Annotated in this window: 16 protein-coding genes and 1 tRNA gene; 6 read left to right on the top strand and 11 right to left on the bottom strand. The window is 39.1% G+C overall.

Annotated features, from left to right (window positions below):
• Positions 1–1,082 (top strand): GTP-binding protein (locus IQ264_RS21125; protein WP_193982775.1); only part of this gene is annotated, 1,082 nt, incomplete at its 5' end.
• On the opposite strand, the gene IQ264_RS21120 is transcribed toward IQ264_RS21125, so the two are convergent.
• From IQ264_RS21120 to IQ264_RS21105, 4 genes are all read right to left on the bottom strand, one after another.
• Complete coding sequence (locus tag IQ264_RS21120; RefSeq protein ID WP_193982774.1) at positions 1,072–1,293, bottom strand: hypothetical protein; 222 nt, start codon at positions 1,291–1,293, stop codon at positions 1,072–1,074. The genes IQ264_RS21125 and IQ264_RS21120 overlap by 11 nt on opposite strands.
• 90 nt (positions 1,294–1,383) lie before the next feature.
• Positions 1,384–2,265: a polysaccharide deacetylase family protein gene (locus IQ264_RS21115; protein ID WP_193982773.1), complete on the bottom strand. Its 882-nt coding sequence runs from the start codon at positions 2,263–2,265 to the stop codon at positions 1,384–1,386.
• On the bottom strand, positions 2,262–3,113 hold the full coding sequence (locus tag IQ264_RS21110; protein ID WP_193982772.1) for a hypothetical protein: 852 nt from the start codon (positions 3,111–3,113) through the stop codon (positions 2,262–2,264). Before IQ264_RS21110 ends, IQ264_RS21115 begins: the two co-directional genes overlap by 4 nt.
• Positions 3,114–3,144: 31 nt before the next feature.
• Complete coding sequence (locus tag IQ264_RS21105; protein WP_193982771.1) at positions 3,145–3,969, bottom strand: TlyA family RNA methyltransferase; 825 nt, start codon at positions 3,967–3,969, stop codon at positions 3,145–3,147.
• A gap of 238 nt (positions 3,970–4,207) precedes the next feature.
• Here IQ264_RS21105 and IQ264_RS21100 point away from each other — a divergent pair, with 238 nt between their 5' ends.
• Entirely contained in the window at positions 4,208–4,675 is a 468-nt protein-coding gene (locus IQ264_RS21100; protein ID WP_193982770.1) for a hypothetical protein, read from the top strand.
• Between the two features lie 5 nt (positions 4,676–4,680).
• Here the strand turns inward: IQ264_RS21100 and IQ264_RS21095 are convergent, their stop codons facing one another.
• Both IQ264_RS21095 and IQ264_RS21090 read right to left on the bottom strand, forming a co-directional pair.
• On the bottom strand, positions 4,681–5,898 hold the full coding sequence (locus tag IQ264_RS21095) for a site-specific integrase (RefSeq protein WP_228061697.1): 1,218 nt from the start codon (positions 5,896–5,898) through the stop codon (positions 4,681–4,683).
• Positions 5,899–6,053: 155 nt separating this feature from the next.
• Positions 6,054–6,126 (bottom strand) — tRNA-Phe (locus IQ264_RS21090).
• Between the two features lie 183 nt (positions 6,127–6,309).
• Between IQ264_RS21090 and IQ264_RS21085 the strand changes: the two genes are divergently transcribed.
• Positions 6,310–6,471, top strand: a complete 162-nt coding sequence (locus IQ264_RS21085) for a metallothionein (RefSeq protein ID WP_193982769.1) — start codon at positions 6,310–6,312, stop codon at positions 6,469–6,471.
• A gap of 34 nt (positions 6,472–6,505) precedes the next feature.
• On the opposite strand, the gene IQ264_RS21080 is transcribed toward IQ264_RS21085, so the two are convergent.
• A complete protein-coding gene (locus IQ264_RS21080) occupies positions 6,506–7,384 on the bottom strand; it encodes a metal ABC transporter permease (protein ID WP_193982768.1) in 879 nt (292 codons plus the stop codon).
• Positions 7,385–7,446: 62 nt separating this feature from the next.
• Between IQ264_RS21080 and IQ264_RS21075 the strand changes: the two genes are divergently transcribed.
• Positions 7,447–7,860, top strand: a complete 414-nt coding sequence (locus IQ264_RS21075) for an ArsR/SmtB family transcription factor (RefSeq protein WP_193982767.1) — start codon at positions 7,447–7,449, stop codon at positions 7,858–7,860.
• A 55-nt stretch (positions 7,861–7,915) separates the two neighbouring features.
• On the opposite strand, the gene IQ264_RS21070 is transcribed toward IQ264_RS21075, so the two are convergent.
• Both IQ264_RS21070 and IQ264_RS21065 read right to left on the bottom strand, forming a co-directional pair.
• Complete coding sequence (locus IQ264_RS21070; protein ID WP_193982766.1) at positions 7,916–8,698, bottom strand: metal ABC transporter ATP-binding protein; 783 nt, start codon at positions 8,696–8,698, stop codon at positions 7,916–7,918.
• Between the two features lie 85 nt (positions 8,699–8,783).
• Positions 8,784–9,764, bottom strand: a complete 981-nt coding sequence (locus IQ264_RS21065) for a metal ABC transporter solute-binding protein, Zn/Mn family (protein ID WP_228061696.1) — start codon at positions 9,762–9,764, stop codon at positions 8,784–8,786.
• A gap of 211 nt (positions 9,765–9,975) precedes the next feature.
• Between IQ264_RS21065 and IQ264_RS21060 the strand changes: the two genes are divergently transcribed.
• Positions 9,976–11,712, top strand: a complete 1,737-nt coding sequence (locus IQ264_RS21060; protein WP_193982765.1) for an iron uptake porin — start codon at positions 9,976–9,978, stop codon at positions 11,710–11,712.
• 180 nt (positions 11,713–11,892) lie between these two features.
• Here the strand turns inward: IQ264_RS21060 and IQ264_RS21055 are convergent, their stop codons facing one another.
• The gene (locus IQ264_RS21055) at positions 11,893–13,614 is read right to left on the bottom strand and encodes an Rqc2 family fibronectin-binding protein (protein ID WP_193982764.1); all 1,722 of its coding nucleotides are present in this window, start codon (positions 13,612–13,614) and stop codon (positions 11,893–11,895) included.
• A 258-nt stretch (positions 13,615–13,872) separates the two neighbouring features.
• Positions 13,873–14,595 (bottom strand): choice-of-anchor W domain-containing protein, encoded by a 723-nt coding sequence (locus IQ264_RS21050; protein ID WP_193982763.1) that lies wholly within the window; start codon positions 14,593–14,595, stop codon positions 13,873–13,875.
• 437 nt (positions 14,596–15,032) lie between these two features.
• Between IQ264_RS21050 and remA the strand changes: the two genes are divergently transcribed.
• Positions 15,033–15,299 (top strand): extracellular matrix/biofilm regulator RemA, encoded by a 267-nt coding sequence (gene remA / locus IQ264_RS21045; protein WP_193982762.1) that lies wholly within the window; start codon positions 15,033–15,035, stop codon positions 15,297–15,299.
• Positions 15,300–15,344 lie beyond the last annotated feature (45 nt).

Here is a 15,344-nt window from a genome sequence, read left to right as displayed (position 1 = left end):
AACCCCCCCTTAATAAGGGGGGGAGTAGTCAGGTACAAGTGGAATTAATTGATACTCCGGGATTAGATGAAATTGAAGGTCAAGCTAGGGCGAAAATGGCGCAAGATGTGGCGCGTCAAGCTGATTTAATTTTATTTGTAGTTTCTGGAGATATTACTCGCACTGAGTATCAAGCACTTTGTCAATTACGAAAAGCGCAAAAACCGATAATTTTAGTGTTTAATAAAATCGACCTTTATCCCGAACAAGACCGACAAACAATTTACGCAAATCTGCAAAAATTAGGTGCTGCTAGTGGCGATGATTCAATTTTACAAGAGTTACTTTCACCTGATGAAATTGTGATGATAGCAGCGGAACCTGCACCTTTACAAGTTAGGGTAGAAATGCCGGATGGCAAGGTAAGTTATGAGTGGGAAAGTCCACCAGCACAAATTAATGAATTAAAGCAGAAAATTCTCAAGATTTTGAATCGGGAAGGTCGATCGCTACTTGCCTTAAATGCCTTAGTTCAAGCTAGGGATATGGAAGAAAGAATTGCCCGAAAAAGTATAGAAATGCGGGAAAAAGAAGCGGAAGATTTAATTTGGCAGTTTACTAAATATAAAGCGATCGCAATTGCCGTAAATCCCATTGCTTTTTTAGATGTTGTCGGCGGGACTTTAACAGATTTAGCATTAATTCGGGCTTTAGCAAAATTGTATAATTTACCAATGACTAGTTACGAAGCTGGTAAGTTATTAAAAACAATTTTATTAAGTTCAGGTGGTTTATTATTAGGAGAAATCGGTACTAGTTTCTTGTGGGGATTAGGGAAAAGTGCTGCGGCAATTTCTGCGGGAGAAAACCCTACTAATATTACAGCTTATGCGGGTGCTGCGATCGCTCAAGCAGGGATTGCGGGTTATGGGGCTTATGCGATCGGTCGCGCTGCTCAAGTATACTTAGAAAAAGGCTGCACTTGGGGACAATTAGGGCCAAATACAGTCATTCAAGAAATACTCAGTCAGGTAGAATCCCACACAATTCTCTATCGTTTACGTTCAGAATTGCAGCAACACTTTGATAAACCTACTCAGTAATTTCTGCTTCCGAACGAGTCAACATTGACTCCTTAGTTTGTTCAGCTTCTAAACGTTGTTGTGTCATTTGTTGTCGTGCTAACTCTTCAGTTGCAGCATTATCTCCTTGCTGAACTTCTGCTTCTGCACGATTCAACATTGACTCTTGAAGATGTTCCATTTCCAGACGCTGTTGCGCCATTTGTTCCCGCGCTTGTTTTTCTGTAGTCATAGTTAAACCTCTAGCGATCGAACTTTCAACTTGTATACTTTTATTAAGTGAAACTCTTACCAACCGAATTCATCTTATTGGCTTAACGCATCATTCACCCTTTATTTTAAGAGCTTTTTCCGCTACATAGATCAGTCCTTTAGGAGCTTTTTGGTGATTAACCGTTAAACGGGGTATTTGGTATTTATTTTTTAACCACCCTTGCCAAAAAAATCGACTATTGTACAAATATGCTGATTTATAGTATCTAGCCGCAAATTTCTCCACTCTCGGATTTGAAGCACCGTAAGGGTAAGCTAGATGAGAAGCAACTGTTTGATTAGGATCTAAACCTGCGGTACATTTCCTCAGTTGCAATTGTGCTGTTTCTAATTCATAAATTAAATCTTTCGTGTTTAAATCAGTAAGTTTTTTGTGATTTTCTCCATGAGACTGAATATCAAAAAAGCCCTTTTCCAATCCTTCTCGCAAATTATTACAAGTAATGTTATATGAAGTTTTACTTTCATGATTAGCCATTCTTCCAGGATTGATAAACAATACCACTTTAACTTTCTGATTATATTTATTTGCTATACTTTCCAAAACTGGCAATAAATCTGTATAAAAAGTTTTGTAAGAATCATCAAATGTCAGCATTATTGGTCTTTGGCCTATATGTTCAGACGGAATTTTTCGTGAATTAAATATAAAATAATCGTATAGTTCTTGACTTGAAATAAACCAAAAGTTATGCTTCACCAAATAGTCTAAAACTTCACCGAAATCTCCCTTAGTATAATCGATTTTTGGGAAATTTTGGTTATTGTTTTTCCCCGCTAACTTTTTAGTATCAACAATACTATGAAAACCCAAAATCGGTATTTTGGGTATAGTAATATCTATAATTAACCAAATACTAGTAATCACCAATAATGTGGCAAGAAAAACCCAAACAGGAAAAGATTTCAGTTTTAATTTAATCGATTTCATTTATTCAATTTGCCTCGAGGAAGTTCTGGCTTTACAGATTGACTACGGTGGGGAATAGGAGGTGCTTTGGGTTTACCTCTCTGGGGCACAGGTTGTCTAACAGTTTTGTTTTGGGGCATTTGATGACGATGGGGTATGGGGGGAAACATGGGAGTTCGCGCTTTTATTAGTTGCTTTTCAATTGTTTGACGACCAATATGAAAATGAGCGATCGTAGTAAATACTGATAATGAGAAGTAGAAAAATCGAATTGCCCAATTCCCATAAGCTAAGAAAATAGAAACTTTTTGTTGGCTTAGATTAGGATCTTTAGTTAAACTAGTGAGTTCATATCGGACTTTCTTCTCTAATTTTACCGCGAGAACCATTTCTTTTTTTGTGCGTGGTAAGACGGGAAATTGAGCACTATAAGAATAGAAACCTAAAAACCCTTCTAAATTAATTCTAGATTTTAAAAATGAGTTACTTAAGTCTTGTGCTTGTTGGTATGTGAGCTTCTCATTGTCAGCAATTTCTTTGACCCAAGTATTATATTTAAGGATAGGAGTAATACTAAAAATTAGAGGTACTATAATGATTAACAAAACGGCGCTTGTTTTGAGCTGACAAATTTTTGGTAAGATGACGCTAGCTACGCCAAAGCCCATACCGAGTACTGCAAAAATAATTATATTGGCAAATTCAACCACCTGAAAAATAGCTATAAATTCCCCAATAATCAGAATGTTGTAAATTAGCTCTTCACCGATCAAGTTGGCTATCAGCTTGAGGCTAACTGTGAAGAAAACCAGGCTACAAATAACAAAGATGTAGATTAGTAATCTAAATACTAATTGAAGAAACCGCATTGAATTAAAGGTTAGATAAGTGGTTAGAAAATCAGTTATCGACTGTATTACTAAGTTCCTCTTTTGCAGTTTTGGTAAGCTCTTTGAGTGTTGTCAGATCGGGTGTCGAATTTTGGCTGTCCATACTCAACCACAAAAGATACTCTATATTACCAGCGGGGCCTGTTACTGGAGACCAGGTTAAGCCACAATATTGCCACCCAATCGCTTGTGCAGCTGCAATTACTTGCGCGATCGCATCTGCTTGGTCGTCAGTATCGCGCACCACACCCTTTTTGCCAACCCGTTCTTTTCCTACTTCAAACTGCGGTTTAACAAGCAAAATTGCCTCACGGGGAGATTGAAGTAGTTGCCATAAGCTAGGGAGAATTTTTGCCAAAGAAATGAACGAAACATCCACTACCCCTAAATCAGCAATTTCTCCATTTCCGTACAACTCGTCTGGAGTCAGATAGCGCAGGTTAGTGCGTTCTTTTAAGATTACTCTGGAATCGTTGCGAATCCCCCAGTCAACTTGTCCGTACCCGACATCCACGCCGTAAACTAGCTTGGCACCAGCTTGCAGCAAACAATCAGTAAAACCGCCTGTGGAAATGCCTCCATCTAAGCAAATGCGTCCTGCGATCGGAATAGTAAAGCATTTTAAAGCTTTAGCCAGTTTTTCGCCACCCCTGGAAACGTAAGGCGATCGTTGTTTCACCTTAATTTGGGCAGAACTATCGACCAAAGTACCCGCTTTGTCAACTACCTGTTGATTGACCAACACTTCACCTGCCTGAATTAACCTCTGCGCTAACTGCCGAGAAGAAGTTAAGTTAAGTTCTACCAACAATACATCCAGTCGTTGTTTTGTCATGAGTTCGTAAAATTGTAGAGATTTATGCAGTTAATACACAAAAGCATATCGAAAACTGTTATTTATGCAACAATTATTATAGGAAGTGTAAAAAATCATTGACTAGGGTGACAGGAACTAGCGGAAATAGAGAAAAATAATTAAGTAAGGACTAAGAGTTTTGAGAATAGCAATTAATAAATTAGCTGTTCCTAACCAGTCTCCTTCATTAAGCCCTAGTAATCTTAAGGAGATAGTTATGTTAGAAACAAAATTAACCAACTGTGCAATTTTACTTTACCAATGGCTATTGCCCAGAGTTGCAGCTAACCCAAAATTAACTGTTGATTTGCAAGACTTTCAAGCTTGGTCAGCCGAATTTCGGGAAAAACCTTATAATTACACAGAAATTCTCGAAGCAATTCAAAAGTTAAAAGAACTGCAACTTATTCAACTAAGCAAAACAGAAGTTACTCTGGAAGTGAAGAATTTGCAAGATTTAAGTGAACAGATGCAACTTCCCACGCAGATGTTATCTGTAGAAAGCGATCGCCAAGAACGCCTGGGAAAAATAGTTACATTAGCCAAAATTATTTCTGGTTCCCTAGCTTTATCTGTAGCAACATTGCTTGTAGGTTTAACTTTATTACAAAGCCACCCAGAAATTTTAAATACTCCTCATCCTTGGAGTGTTTTAGGAGAAAAAAATATTGGTTCTGGTAAGTAAATGATTTAAGAAAGATCGGGAGGTCTGAGATTAGTAAAGTTAGTCGCCCCATAATGATTATCAATCATTTTGGCAGAAGTCCCTGTCCATCTGCCGATCGCTGTACTGTTAATATTTGCTTCTACACACAAGCTAATAAAAGTATGTCGAGTCTGATAGCTTTTCCGGTAAGGAATTTCACACTTGGCTAAAATCGACTTCCAAGCACGAGTAGAAAAATTGTGCTGGTCAATAAATTTCCCTGTGGGGCTAGTAAATATAAATGACTCAGGATCGACTATTTCAGGACGAATCTCATCTAAGATTGCCTGCACTTCTGAATTAATCGGAAAATCTCGTTTACTCTGGGTTTTCAATCCCTTTTTGAGAACTAAACCATTTTCGGAAACAACAACAGATTCCCGAAATTGAATTACGTTGTTACTAATGTACTTCCACTTCAAGGCTATTGCTTCTGAAGGTCTGCACCCTGTAAAAAAGAGGAACCGGACATAATTAGTGTAATGGTTGTAATAGCGATCGCCAGCAAAAGTACGAATAATTAAATCTCTCTCTTCCTTCGTAAACGGAATAATATCTTGTTCCTCAGATAAACCCTTTGGCACTTTGATCTTCATTTTTGCAAAAGGATTTGTGTCAATTAACCCCTCTTCCAATCCCCAGTTACAACAAGCTTTAAATTGAATGAGACACCGTTTAGCAGCATCAGGAGTCAAATTCGATAATAAGTAATCCCGAATAGTAGACGCTTCATCTAGCGATCGCGTTGGTAATTTAGCGATGTGATTGCGATGCTTAGAAAAGTCTTTGGTGTATGTACTAGGACTAACCTGCGGTTTCTTAAACTGACTATACTTGTCCCAAAGTTCATCTAACTGGGGCTTTGGTTTTTGAATTGGGGTAATTGGGGTAACAGTACAGAGAGATGCAGTAGGTTTGTACTTCTGAAGACTTAAATCAACTTGACCATATTCAATATCTGTTTTGATTATCGTGACCAGATGGCTTACTTTTTCTCGATTCTCAGGAGTATCAGCGTAGCCAGTACTGATATAGAACCGCTTCCTTTGCATTTCACCTTCTATCTCTACTGGATACGAGAAGACTATTTGTAATCGCTGGTTGGAATTTTTTAGTTGCACTGAACCCTTAGAAGCTTTACCCAACAACGCTTGTGAGTACATATAAGATATTTGAGGTAATTTATTCTCCATTCTACTCATTTACCCCAAATTTACCCCAATCGCTGAAACGCAATCCCGACCATCAATTGCACCTCAACTGCACCTTAAACACCTCAAATAACACCCACCGCAGCGTATACCCCTTAAAAGCCTAAAACCCTTACACCATTCAGGATGTAAGGGTTTTAATTTGATGCCAGGAACCAGACTTGAACTGGTGACACGAGGATTTTCAGTCCTCTGCTCTACCGACTGAGCTATCCCGGCGGACTGTTATTGCGTGTTTTTTTGTTTGTTTTTGACGCTTAATTAATATAACAGACAAATTAAGATTTTAGCAAGCCTTTAGTGAGAAAAAGTTGACGCAGATTTTTTGAAGATTTATAAAGAGTGTTATCTGAATAATTGTTCATATATTAAAGTTAAATGAGAATCGATGAGGAAATAACTATGGCCACTGTCACTACCATGAAATGCGCTTGTGAATCTTGCCTTTGTGTAGTTTCCATTGGTGATGCTATTCAAAAAGATGACAAATACTATTGCAGCGATGCCTGTGCCAATGGACACCCGGAAGGTAAAGGGTGTGGTCATCAAGGTTGTAGCTGTTAATTTAATAAAGTCAGTTTTTAGAATCTCAGCAGTATCATTTAATCGCCATTCTCAGCCCAGTTAGTCCGGCAACCACTAAAAACAGGGAAAACTGGACTAAAACAATGCTGGGGCCAGAGGGCCAGTTAAAAAGACCTGAGAAAAGTATGCCAATGATGCTGCTGAGAGCACCCAAAATTATTGACAATGTGAGAAAAGTGCTGAATTTTTGGCCCAGTAATTTGGCGATCGCAGCTGGAATCACCAAAAACGCATTTACCAGCAAAATCCCGATCGCTTTCGTCGCCAAAGCTACAGTTAACGAAAGCAACACCACAAACAAATAACGGTGTAGCTGAACTGGGATACCTTGCACTTTAGCCACAGACAAATTTAGAGTTAATAAAACTTGTTCTTTTAAAGTAGATAAGAGATAAATAGCACTGCAAAAAAGCAAGATTAAGGTGAGAATCAAATCTACCTGATTAATCGCCAGAATATCCCCAAATAACACATTCATCAAACCGCCTCGGTAGCCGCGAATGAAGCTACTGAGGATAATTCCAATTGCTAAAGTCCCCGATAAAAGAACATTAAGAATAGTATCACTAGCTAAATCGGTTTGGTCAATTAAATAAAGTACAACTACACCAAAAATTAGAATAAAAGGTAACAACATCCAAGTCGGATTCAACTGGAGGAGTACACCTAAAACAATTCCCACCAAAGCAGAATGTCCAACAGCGTGACTATAAAACGATAATTGTCGCAGAGTGACAAAGCTACCGAGTAAGCCTCCTAATAATCCCATTAGAATACCACCTGCGATCGCCCTCTGCATAAAAGGAAATTGCAACAATTCCAGCAAATTGCTGACATTAATGACAGCTAATAAGTTAGGATTGTAATGAGAAAGTAAATTTAGCCAAATCATTACTTTCAGACCTCTTTAATTCAAACAAAGCATCAAAATCAATTAGCAATTACAATTTAGAAATGTCAGCTGAACCTGCTGTTAATGAAATAGAAAGCAAATTGTTATCTAATTCCGAAAAATTAAGTTGTGATTTCCCATGTCCCATTAATAATGAAATTCTTGATCTTCAAGGGCAAATTCTCCTCACAGAAAAAGCCCAAAGAATGGCAGAATTTTTCAGTTTTTTGGGAGATGCTAACCGCTTGCGAATTCTTTCTATGTTAGCGGTAAAAGAACTTTGTGTCTGCGACTTAGCAGCAGCTTTGGAAATGTCTGAATCCGCAGTTTCTCATCAAATGCGAGTTTTGCGATCGATGAGACTAGTAAGCTACCGGAAGCGGGGACGTAATGTATTTTATCGTCTCAAAGACCATCATGTTTTAGAACTTTACCAAGCTGTTGCTGAACATTTAGACGAAACGGAATCCTTGTAAATATGTTGTATCTGTAGAAACGTTGTATACAATGTCTCTACAGATACAACAGATACTAATGCCGATGTTGATAGCGACTAAAAGTTGGCCCATAAGTAGCTAACAGGTTTTGTGGTGAAAGAATAGCCTCTGGTTTTCCCGAACAAACTACAGTTTGATTTAAACAAATCACTTGGTCACAATTACTATTTACCATATCTAAATCGTGAGAAATTTGTAAAACCGTCCAACCTTGCTCATTTTTTAGTTCATTTAATAAATAATAAAAATCAGCCTCTCCAGAAATATCTACTCCGGCAAAAGCTTCATCTAAAACTAAAAGCTTGCGCGGACTAACTAAACAATAAGCAAGTAAAACTCGTTTTAATTCTCCACCGCTTAAAGTACCAATTGCTTGTTGTCGCAAATGATAAGCATTAACTCGTTGTAAAGCATTAACGATCGCTTTTTCCTTCTCACCATTTCGTTGCCAAAATTTAGGCAGCTTGAATATTTGTTCTTGACTGTTTTCTGTTTGCCATCCCAATCCTACCAACTCGCTTACAGATATTGGGAAACTGCGATCGAAAATAAAATGCTGGGGAATATAACCAATAAAATGTCGCCAACTCCCCAATCTTTTCAATGGACGACCAAAAATTTCTACATTGCCCGAATTCTTGGGAAACAAATCTAAAATTGCTTGAACTAGAGTACTTTTACCCGAACCATTAGGGCCAATTATTGCTGTATCAGTACCCGATTTTAACTCAAAAGAAACATCCCTGACAGCTAAATAATTACCTCGGTAAACTGTCAAATTCTCCACTTTTAAAACCGGGACTTTTGTTAAACTCATTGCTGACAATTCAACTCTCTAAATTTTTGCTGGGTATACGACTAAAGTCGCCACTACAAACAATATTCCTTTTGCCATTTTGGAATTACCGACAGGCAGCTTCAATACCTTGAAGATTGGATTTCATTCCTGTAATGTAATACTGTGGATCTTTATCTCCTCCTTCCAAAGAATCTAAATTTCGCAAAGTTAAATTTAAATCTTGAGAAAGACTGCTTAACAATTTGTTGTCAGTTCCTGATTCACCAAATAAAGCCTTAACATTATACTTTTTCACTGTAGCGATCGTCTTCTGGATATCTTCAGGAGAAAGTTGATCTTCAGGAATTTCTACTACTGCTACTTGCTTCAGTTGATATCGCTTGGCTAAATAAGGAAAGGCATCATGGAAAGTAATAAAAGTACATTGGTTGCCAAACAATTTTAACCTTTGTTGAAACTCTCGATCCAAAGCTTGCAATTGATTAATATAAGCAGCAGCATTTACTTGATAAACATCCTTGTTTTCTGGATCGACAGCAATTAAACCATCGCGAATATTTTCTACTTGTTTAATTGCTAAAACTGGATCTAACCAAACATGAGGATTACCTTTTTTACGATCGCGATCGTGATTTTCTCCTTTTGTTTGGACTGGTTTTACCACAGGCGAAATTTCCTGTAAAGACTGAATACCTTTACTAGCTTCAATCTGTTTCAATTTAGGATTTTGGGCATTTTTGACAGTACTTTCGAGAAATTCCTCTAAGCCTAAACCATTTTTTACCAGCACATCGGCTTGGGCGATCGCTTGCACATCATTTGGTGTAGTTTGATAATCATGGATTTCGCTACCCGGTGGTACTAAAATTTCTACTTGGGCTAAATCTCCAGTCACCGCTTTGGTAAACCAATACATCGGCAAAAACGTCGTTACCACCTTCAGCTTTGGCGTTTGTGGCGAAGTTTGGGCTATTCCAGAAGCAGGCGTAGGCGTAGAAACCAAATTAGACTGGTTACACCCAGTTATATGTAGCACAACCAGCAGCAAACTTAAAAACAATCTCTCCAATTTAGGGCAAGCCAAAACTTCTCTCCTTTGATTGCCGCAGCTTTTTTTGAGAATCGATCTGATTATACTGTATTTAAAATGAGAATAAATCTCATTCTAGACAAACTTAAAAAAAATTATTGATATTTATTTGCAATAATTTTACAAAAAAATACTTGGTTTTTCTAGAACAAAGCGTATAATGTTCAGGTCTTGACTAAATTTGGTGTGAGGTTAGGAACCATCAATGTTGAAAATATTAAGCAATAAACTCCTAAAGGGGTCAGCTGTGTTTGGTGCAAGTTTCACCTTGTCCACAGGTGCGATCGCGCTACCCGCAGCAGCAGAGGCGATCGCCACCACTCCCCCAACAACCCCAGAAAACAGCGATTCTAAATCCAATCTTTCCCAAACAATATTAGAACAAATAAACCAATATACCAATGAAAATGCAACCCCAGAAAACACCGAAGAACAAGTAACATCAGTATCCCAACTGCGCGATGTACAACCAACAGATTGGGCATTTCAAGCATTACAATCCTTAGTTGAAAGATATGGTTGTATTGAAGGATATCCAGACAGAACATATCGTGGCAATCGGGCCATGACTCGTTACGAATTTGCCGCTGGATTGAACAGTTGTTTAGATCGAATCCAAGAATTAATTGCCACATTACCCCAAGGAGTAAGTAAAGAAGATTTAGATCGATTGCAAAGATTGCAAGAACAATTCTCTGTCGAAATTGCTAACTTACGCGGTAGAGTAGATAACTTAGAAGCCAGAGTAACTACAGTAGAAGCCCAGCAATTTTCCACCACCACAAAACTAGAAGGAGAAGTCATTTTTGCCCCCGCTTCTATTTTTGCCGGAGACAATGCTTTTGGAAGTAGATTAGAAAGAGTACCAATATTTGGCTATCGTGCCCGATTGAATTTTGTTACTAGTTTCACCGGAAAAGACACACTTTTAACCAGGCTTCAAGCAGGTAATTTACCAGCTTTTTCTAGCGTCACTTTTACACCAGAAGGCGATTTATTCTTTGGTGCTGGCCCTTTTGAAACCGCAGATAATAGCCTAGCATTGGATGAATTGTCTTACACTTTTCCTATTGGAGAAAGAACAGAAGTAATTATTTCTGCTAATGCCAGCGGTACAGATGGCTTTACCGATACACTAAATCCTTACTTCGATGGTGATGGGGCTACTGGTGCTTTGTCTCGCTTTGGTACTCGTCCACCAATTTATTACCTTTCGGAAGGTACAGGGATTGGAATAAGACACAAATTCACTGATGGTATTGAACTTAGTTTAGGGTATCGCGCTGACTCAGGTTCAGCATCTTCTCCATTTTCAGGAGAAGGTTTATTCAATGGGGCTTATGGTGCTTTAGCCCAATTAACATTTCAACCAAGCGAACGTCTCAAATTTGGTTTAACTTATGCCAATTCCTACAACACTAGCCTCCTTACTGGTAGTCGCGTAGCCAATTTGCGATCGACTTTAGAAGCCTTCCAACCATTTGCAGGTAATAATAACTTACCAGTTTCTAGTAATGCTTACGGTGCCGGATTTTCCTGGCAACTTAATCCCGGATTTGTCATTGGTGGTTGGGGTGGCTACATTAATAGTCGCACCCTTTCCACATTAGATGGACAACTGAACCGAGGTAGTTTAGACATTTATTATGGAGCAATTACTCTCGCTTTTCCTGATTTGTTAAAACCGGGAAGTTTGGGAGGAATTGTAGTTGGTGTAGAACCAATTGCTGATGCTAGCCCTCGCCTTTCCACAGACTTATATAATGCTGGTTTAGGTGGCGATGATGATGATGTTTCTTTCCACGTTGAAGCTTTTTACCAACTTCAGTTAACCGATAACATCTCCATTACCCCTGGAGTAATTTGGATAACTGCTCCCGATCATAATAGCAACAACAGCGACATTGTTATTGGCACAATCCGCACCACTTTTACATTCTAATGGTAAAAGACCAGCTTTCCAAAAGGCTGGTCTAATATTTTAAATATGTTGTTGTTGATTAGAAGAAATCCCGACTGCGCGTTCCCATTCGTGCAGAGGGTAAACTTTCTTAATAACTATAATATTACAAAAGGTAGATGTTTGATCTCGGTAGTTATCCTGATTTTTGTCGTATTTCCACTACCTTAATTGTGGACGACCCCAGATAATCCTTTCTTGTTTATAGATCGCTACGCCTGGTTTTGCTCCTTTTGGTTTATAAATGTGTTTAGGTTCGGTATATACTACCGGAACGCGATCGCTTTGTCGAGAACGACTATAGTAAGCAGCAAGATCGGCGGCATACTGTAAATCAGCTTCCTCCGCCACAGTTCCCGGTTCTAAACGCATCAAAACATGACTACCAGCAATTTCTTGAGTATGGAACCAAAGGTCGTAATCTCCTGCTAACCGAAATGTGAGATAATCATTTTGGCGATTATTCCGTCCAACTAATAATTCAAAACCGCTAGGAGTCTCAAATCGGTAAGGATGCGACTCTGACTCGGCTTTAGTAGCAACACGATATTCTGGGTCTTCCAGATACTTTTGTTGAATTAATTCTTCCCGAATTTCCGTCAAAGTTTGCAGATCTTCTGTACTACTATAAAACTCAGTTTGAGCTAAAGCCGCCTCTACCTGTTCCAGGTAATAAATCTCTGCTTTTACTTCAGCTAATAGGGGTTCAACTGCATTCCGGGCGCGTTTAAGTTTTTGGTGAATTTTGTAAAGAGCTTGGGCATTTTGTACTGCATTTTTTTCGGGATCTAACCCAATCTTTACAGGTTCGCCAGTGTCAAAATCTGCTAACATAATTGACTTCATTCCTGGTTCCCACTCATGCAGATGCGCCATCAGTAAATCAGCTTGTTGACGATGTTGATCTGCTGTGTCAGATTGCTGCAAGCGTTGCTCAAAACCCTGTGCTTTCTGCCGTAGTTTTCCCAGAATATTATTTAGTTTCTGAGTTAGTTGATGGCGAAGTTGGGTAAATTCCTGCTGGTTTAATTGATTAGTGTAATAGCGATCGAGCAAACTATGAACATTCTTAGCAGACTCAACCACATCCCAACCCAAAACAGTATACCCCTGTTTCGTCAACCCAGGAATAAAAGAATCTCCTCTCTTTTCCAAAACTAACAACCATTCCTGCCACTTTTGAAACAATCCTCGCCAATCCGACTCTGTTAAAGTATCGCTAGATTGGTTAGGGTCAAGTCCAGCAGCTTGGATCATGGACTGCACCAACGCCGAACTCAAACCCCGGTAACTTTTCAGCAAACAACGTCCCAACTTTCCCGGAATTAAACTAACTCGTTCTTGCCAACGTTGTTGAGACTCGCTCAAACTAGGAATCGGATCGGAAAGTATTGGTGGTACTTCGTAACGTTGTCCAGTCAAAATCGGGCGAACACTAGATTGTTGTTCATTTACTTGGTGCGCCGCAGTAATAATAATGTTGTCAGCATCCGTCAAAATGACATTGCTGTACTTACTCATTATTTCCACATAAAGATGCCAAAGCGGAGGATCTCCCGGACGTTTACCAAACTGGAAATCTAAAACTCTTTCCCAAGGGGCGATTTCCGCAACTGCGATTAAAGCTAAACCGCCGAGTTGATGACGCAACTGCTGACTAAAAGTAAATGTGTCGGGTGTTTTGGGTGGTGGTGCAGCAATACAGAGTCTCGCAGCTTGCGGATGCCAAGATATATCTAGCCAACCTCGACCTTTTAAAGTGCGAAGAGCTAAAGATACGGTAAAGCGATCGCGCTGATAAACTTGTTCCAAGCGCGATGGTAGCCAGCCAGCCCTTAATTCATCACAAGCAGCTGTCAGTGTAGTAAAATCAACGGGTTGCAAAACAGTCGATTCTTCTCAGAGTGAATAACTAAACTTTCTATCTACTTTTATCTTCTCAGATCGCGACACATTATTACAAAACATTAAGGAGAGTTTGGCTCTCCCGTACTTGTGGTGGAAAAACCTGGTTTTAGGGACTGGGTACTGGGGATGACAGGCAAGATGCCTGTCCTACGGGACTGGGAAACCGAAACCTCGTTCCCAGATTCAACCTGGGAACGAGAAATAGAGGCTCCGCTCAGGAGTACAAGATCTGAGTTAAACAGATAACCGTTTTTTCTTCAACCCAACAGACAAAACACCAGCTGCCAGCAAAGCTCCCACAGTACCAGGTTCAGGTACACTTTCCACTTGTGGAGTAGTACCAACCTTAATTTGATATGCCAGTGCAGAATTATTGGGGCGCGTACCTGTCCAACTCATCAATGATTTACCAGTAAGAGTAAAAGGCGCAGTGATATTACTAATTTGCAGATAATCTATATCACTAGTACCAATACCGGAAGAAGACAAACTGCTAATTCCCACTCCATTAAACAACAAATTGCTCAGTGTCATTGTGCTATTACTGGCAGCACGGGTACGAAAGAAAATGTCTGTTACCGGGCCGCTAAAAGCATTAGTACTGAGTAACTGATTGCCAACAGTATATTTAACCAAGCTTCCGGTGTATTCCAACATAAAATCGACCAAGCCGCCGTTTTGCCAAGTACGCTGACCTTGAACGACTGGAAGAGCACCTAATTTTACATCGTTGTTAATCCCAATTTCCTGAGTGCCACCTGTATTGCTATTGTTGCCAATTCTACTTTCTGCAACAAATAATTCATCAAACAGCCCCTGATTTATTAGTCCGTTGAATTCTGTATCGGTAAAACCAGTGCGATCGACCACCGTAAAAGCATTAGCCGCTGTCGGTACAGAAACCGTCCCTAAACTAACTACTGCTAAAGTAAAAAATGCGCTACGTAAGTTAATCATTGTTATTAATTCCTATTTTCTACATTTAATTGTTACGATGGCTGAAAGACAATTAATATTCTATTTCCAGTCTTTTTAGGTACTTCCTTTACCTTTTATCTAAACTAAACTACGCTTTTCGTACTGACCAGAGGAAGTTACTATTTTTACTAAATCTTTAATCTAGCCACTAATTTGTTAAAGTTTAATCCCAGGATTGTGAACCTAACTATAATTGAGCAGTTAATTGTGCGAGCTTTTTACAATCAGAGGTTAATGCCGCTTTTTTAGTTCTATACCTTTAGAGAGAAGTCAAATTCCGAAAAAGGTGAAAAAAGCGGAAGAAAAACTAAAAACAATTGTTTTCTTGGTTTTTAGCCTTGTAACTCCTTATTTTTGGATTTATCATGGAAACATAATTGTAAAAGCTCCTCATACTGCTAGGCCGTCAATCTGTCATGGATATTCAGCTGATCAACATTGGTTTTGGTAATATCGTCTCTGCAAGTCGAGTAGTAGCCATTGTCAGTCCAGAATCCGCTCCTATTAAACGCATCATCACAGATGCTAGAGATAGAGGGCAACTGATTGATGCAACCTACGGACGACGCACCAGAGCAGTAATTATTACTGATTCCAGCCATGTAATTCTCTCCGCCATTCAACCGGAAACAGTCGCTAACCGCTTTGTCATCAGCAAAGAGGCGACGACTAACGAACACTAAGCTGGTCAGTTTTAGATTTGAAATTTTGGATTTTTATTGCTCATC

Origin of the sequence: [Phormidium] sp. LEGE 05292 (genome assembly GCF_015207735.1) — a bacterium.
Lineage (GTDB): Bacteria > Cyanobacteriota > Cyanobacteriia > Cyanobacteriales > Aerosakkonemataceae > Floridanema.
The sequence above is the reverse complement of the archived record's forward strand: the minus strand, read 5'-3'. Positions and strand labels throughout refer to the sequence as shown.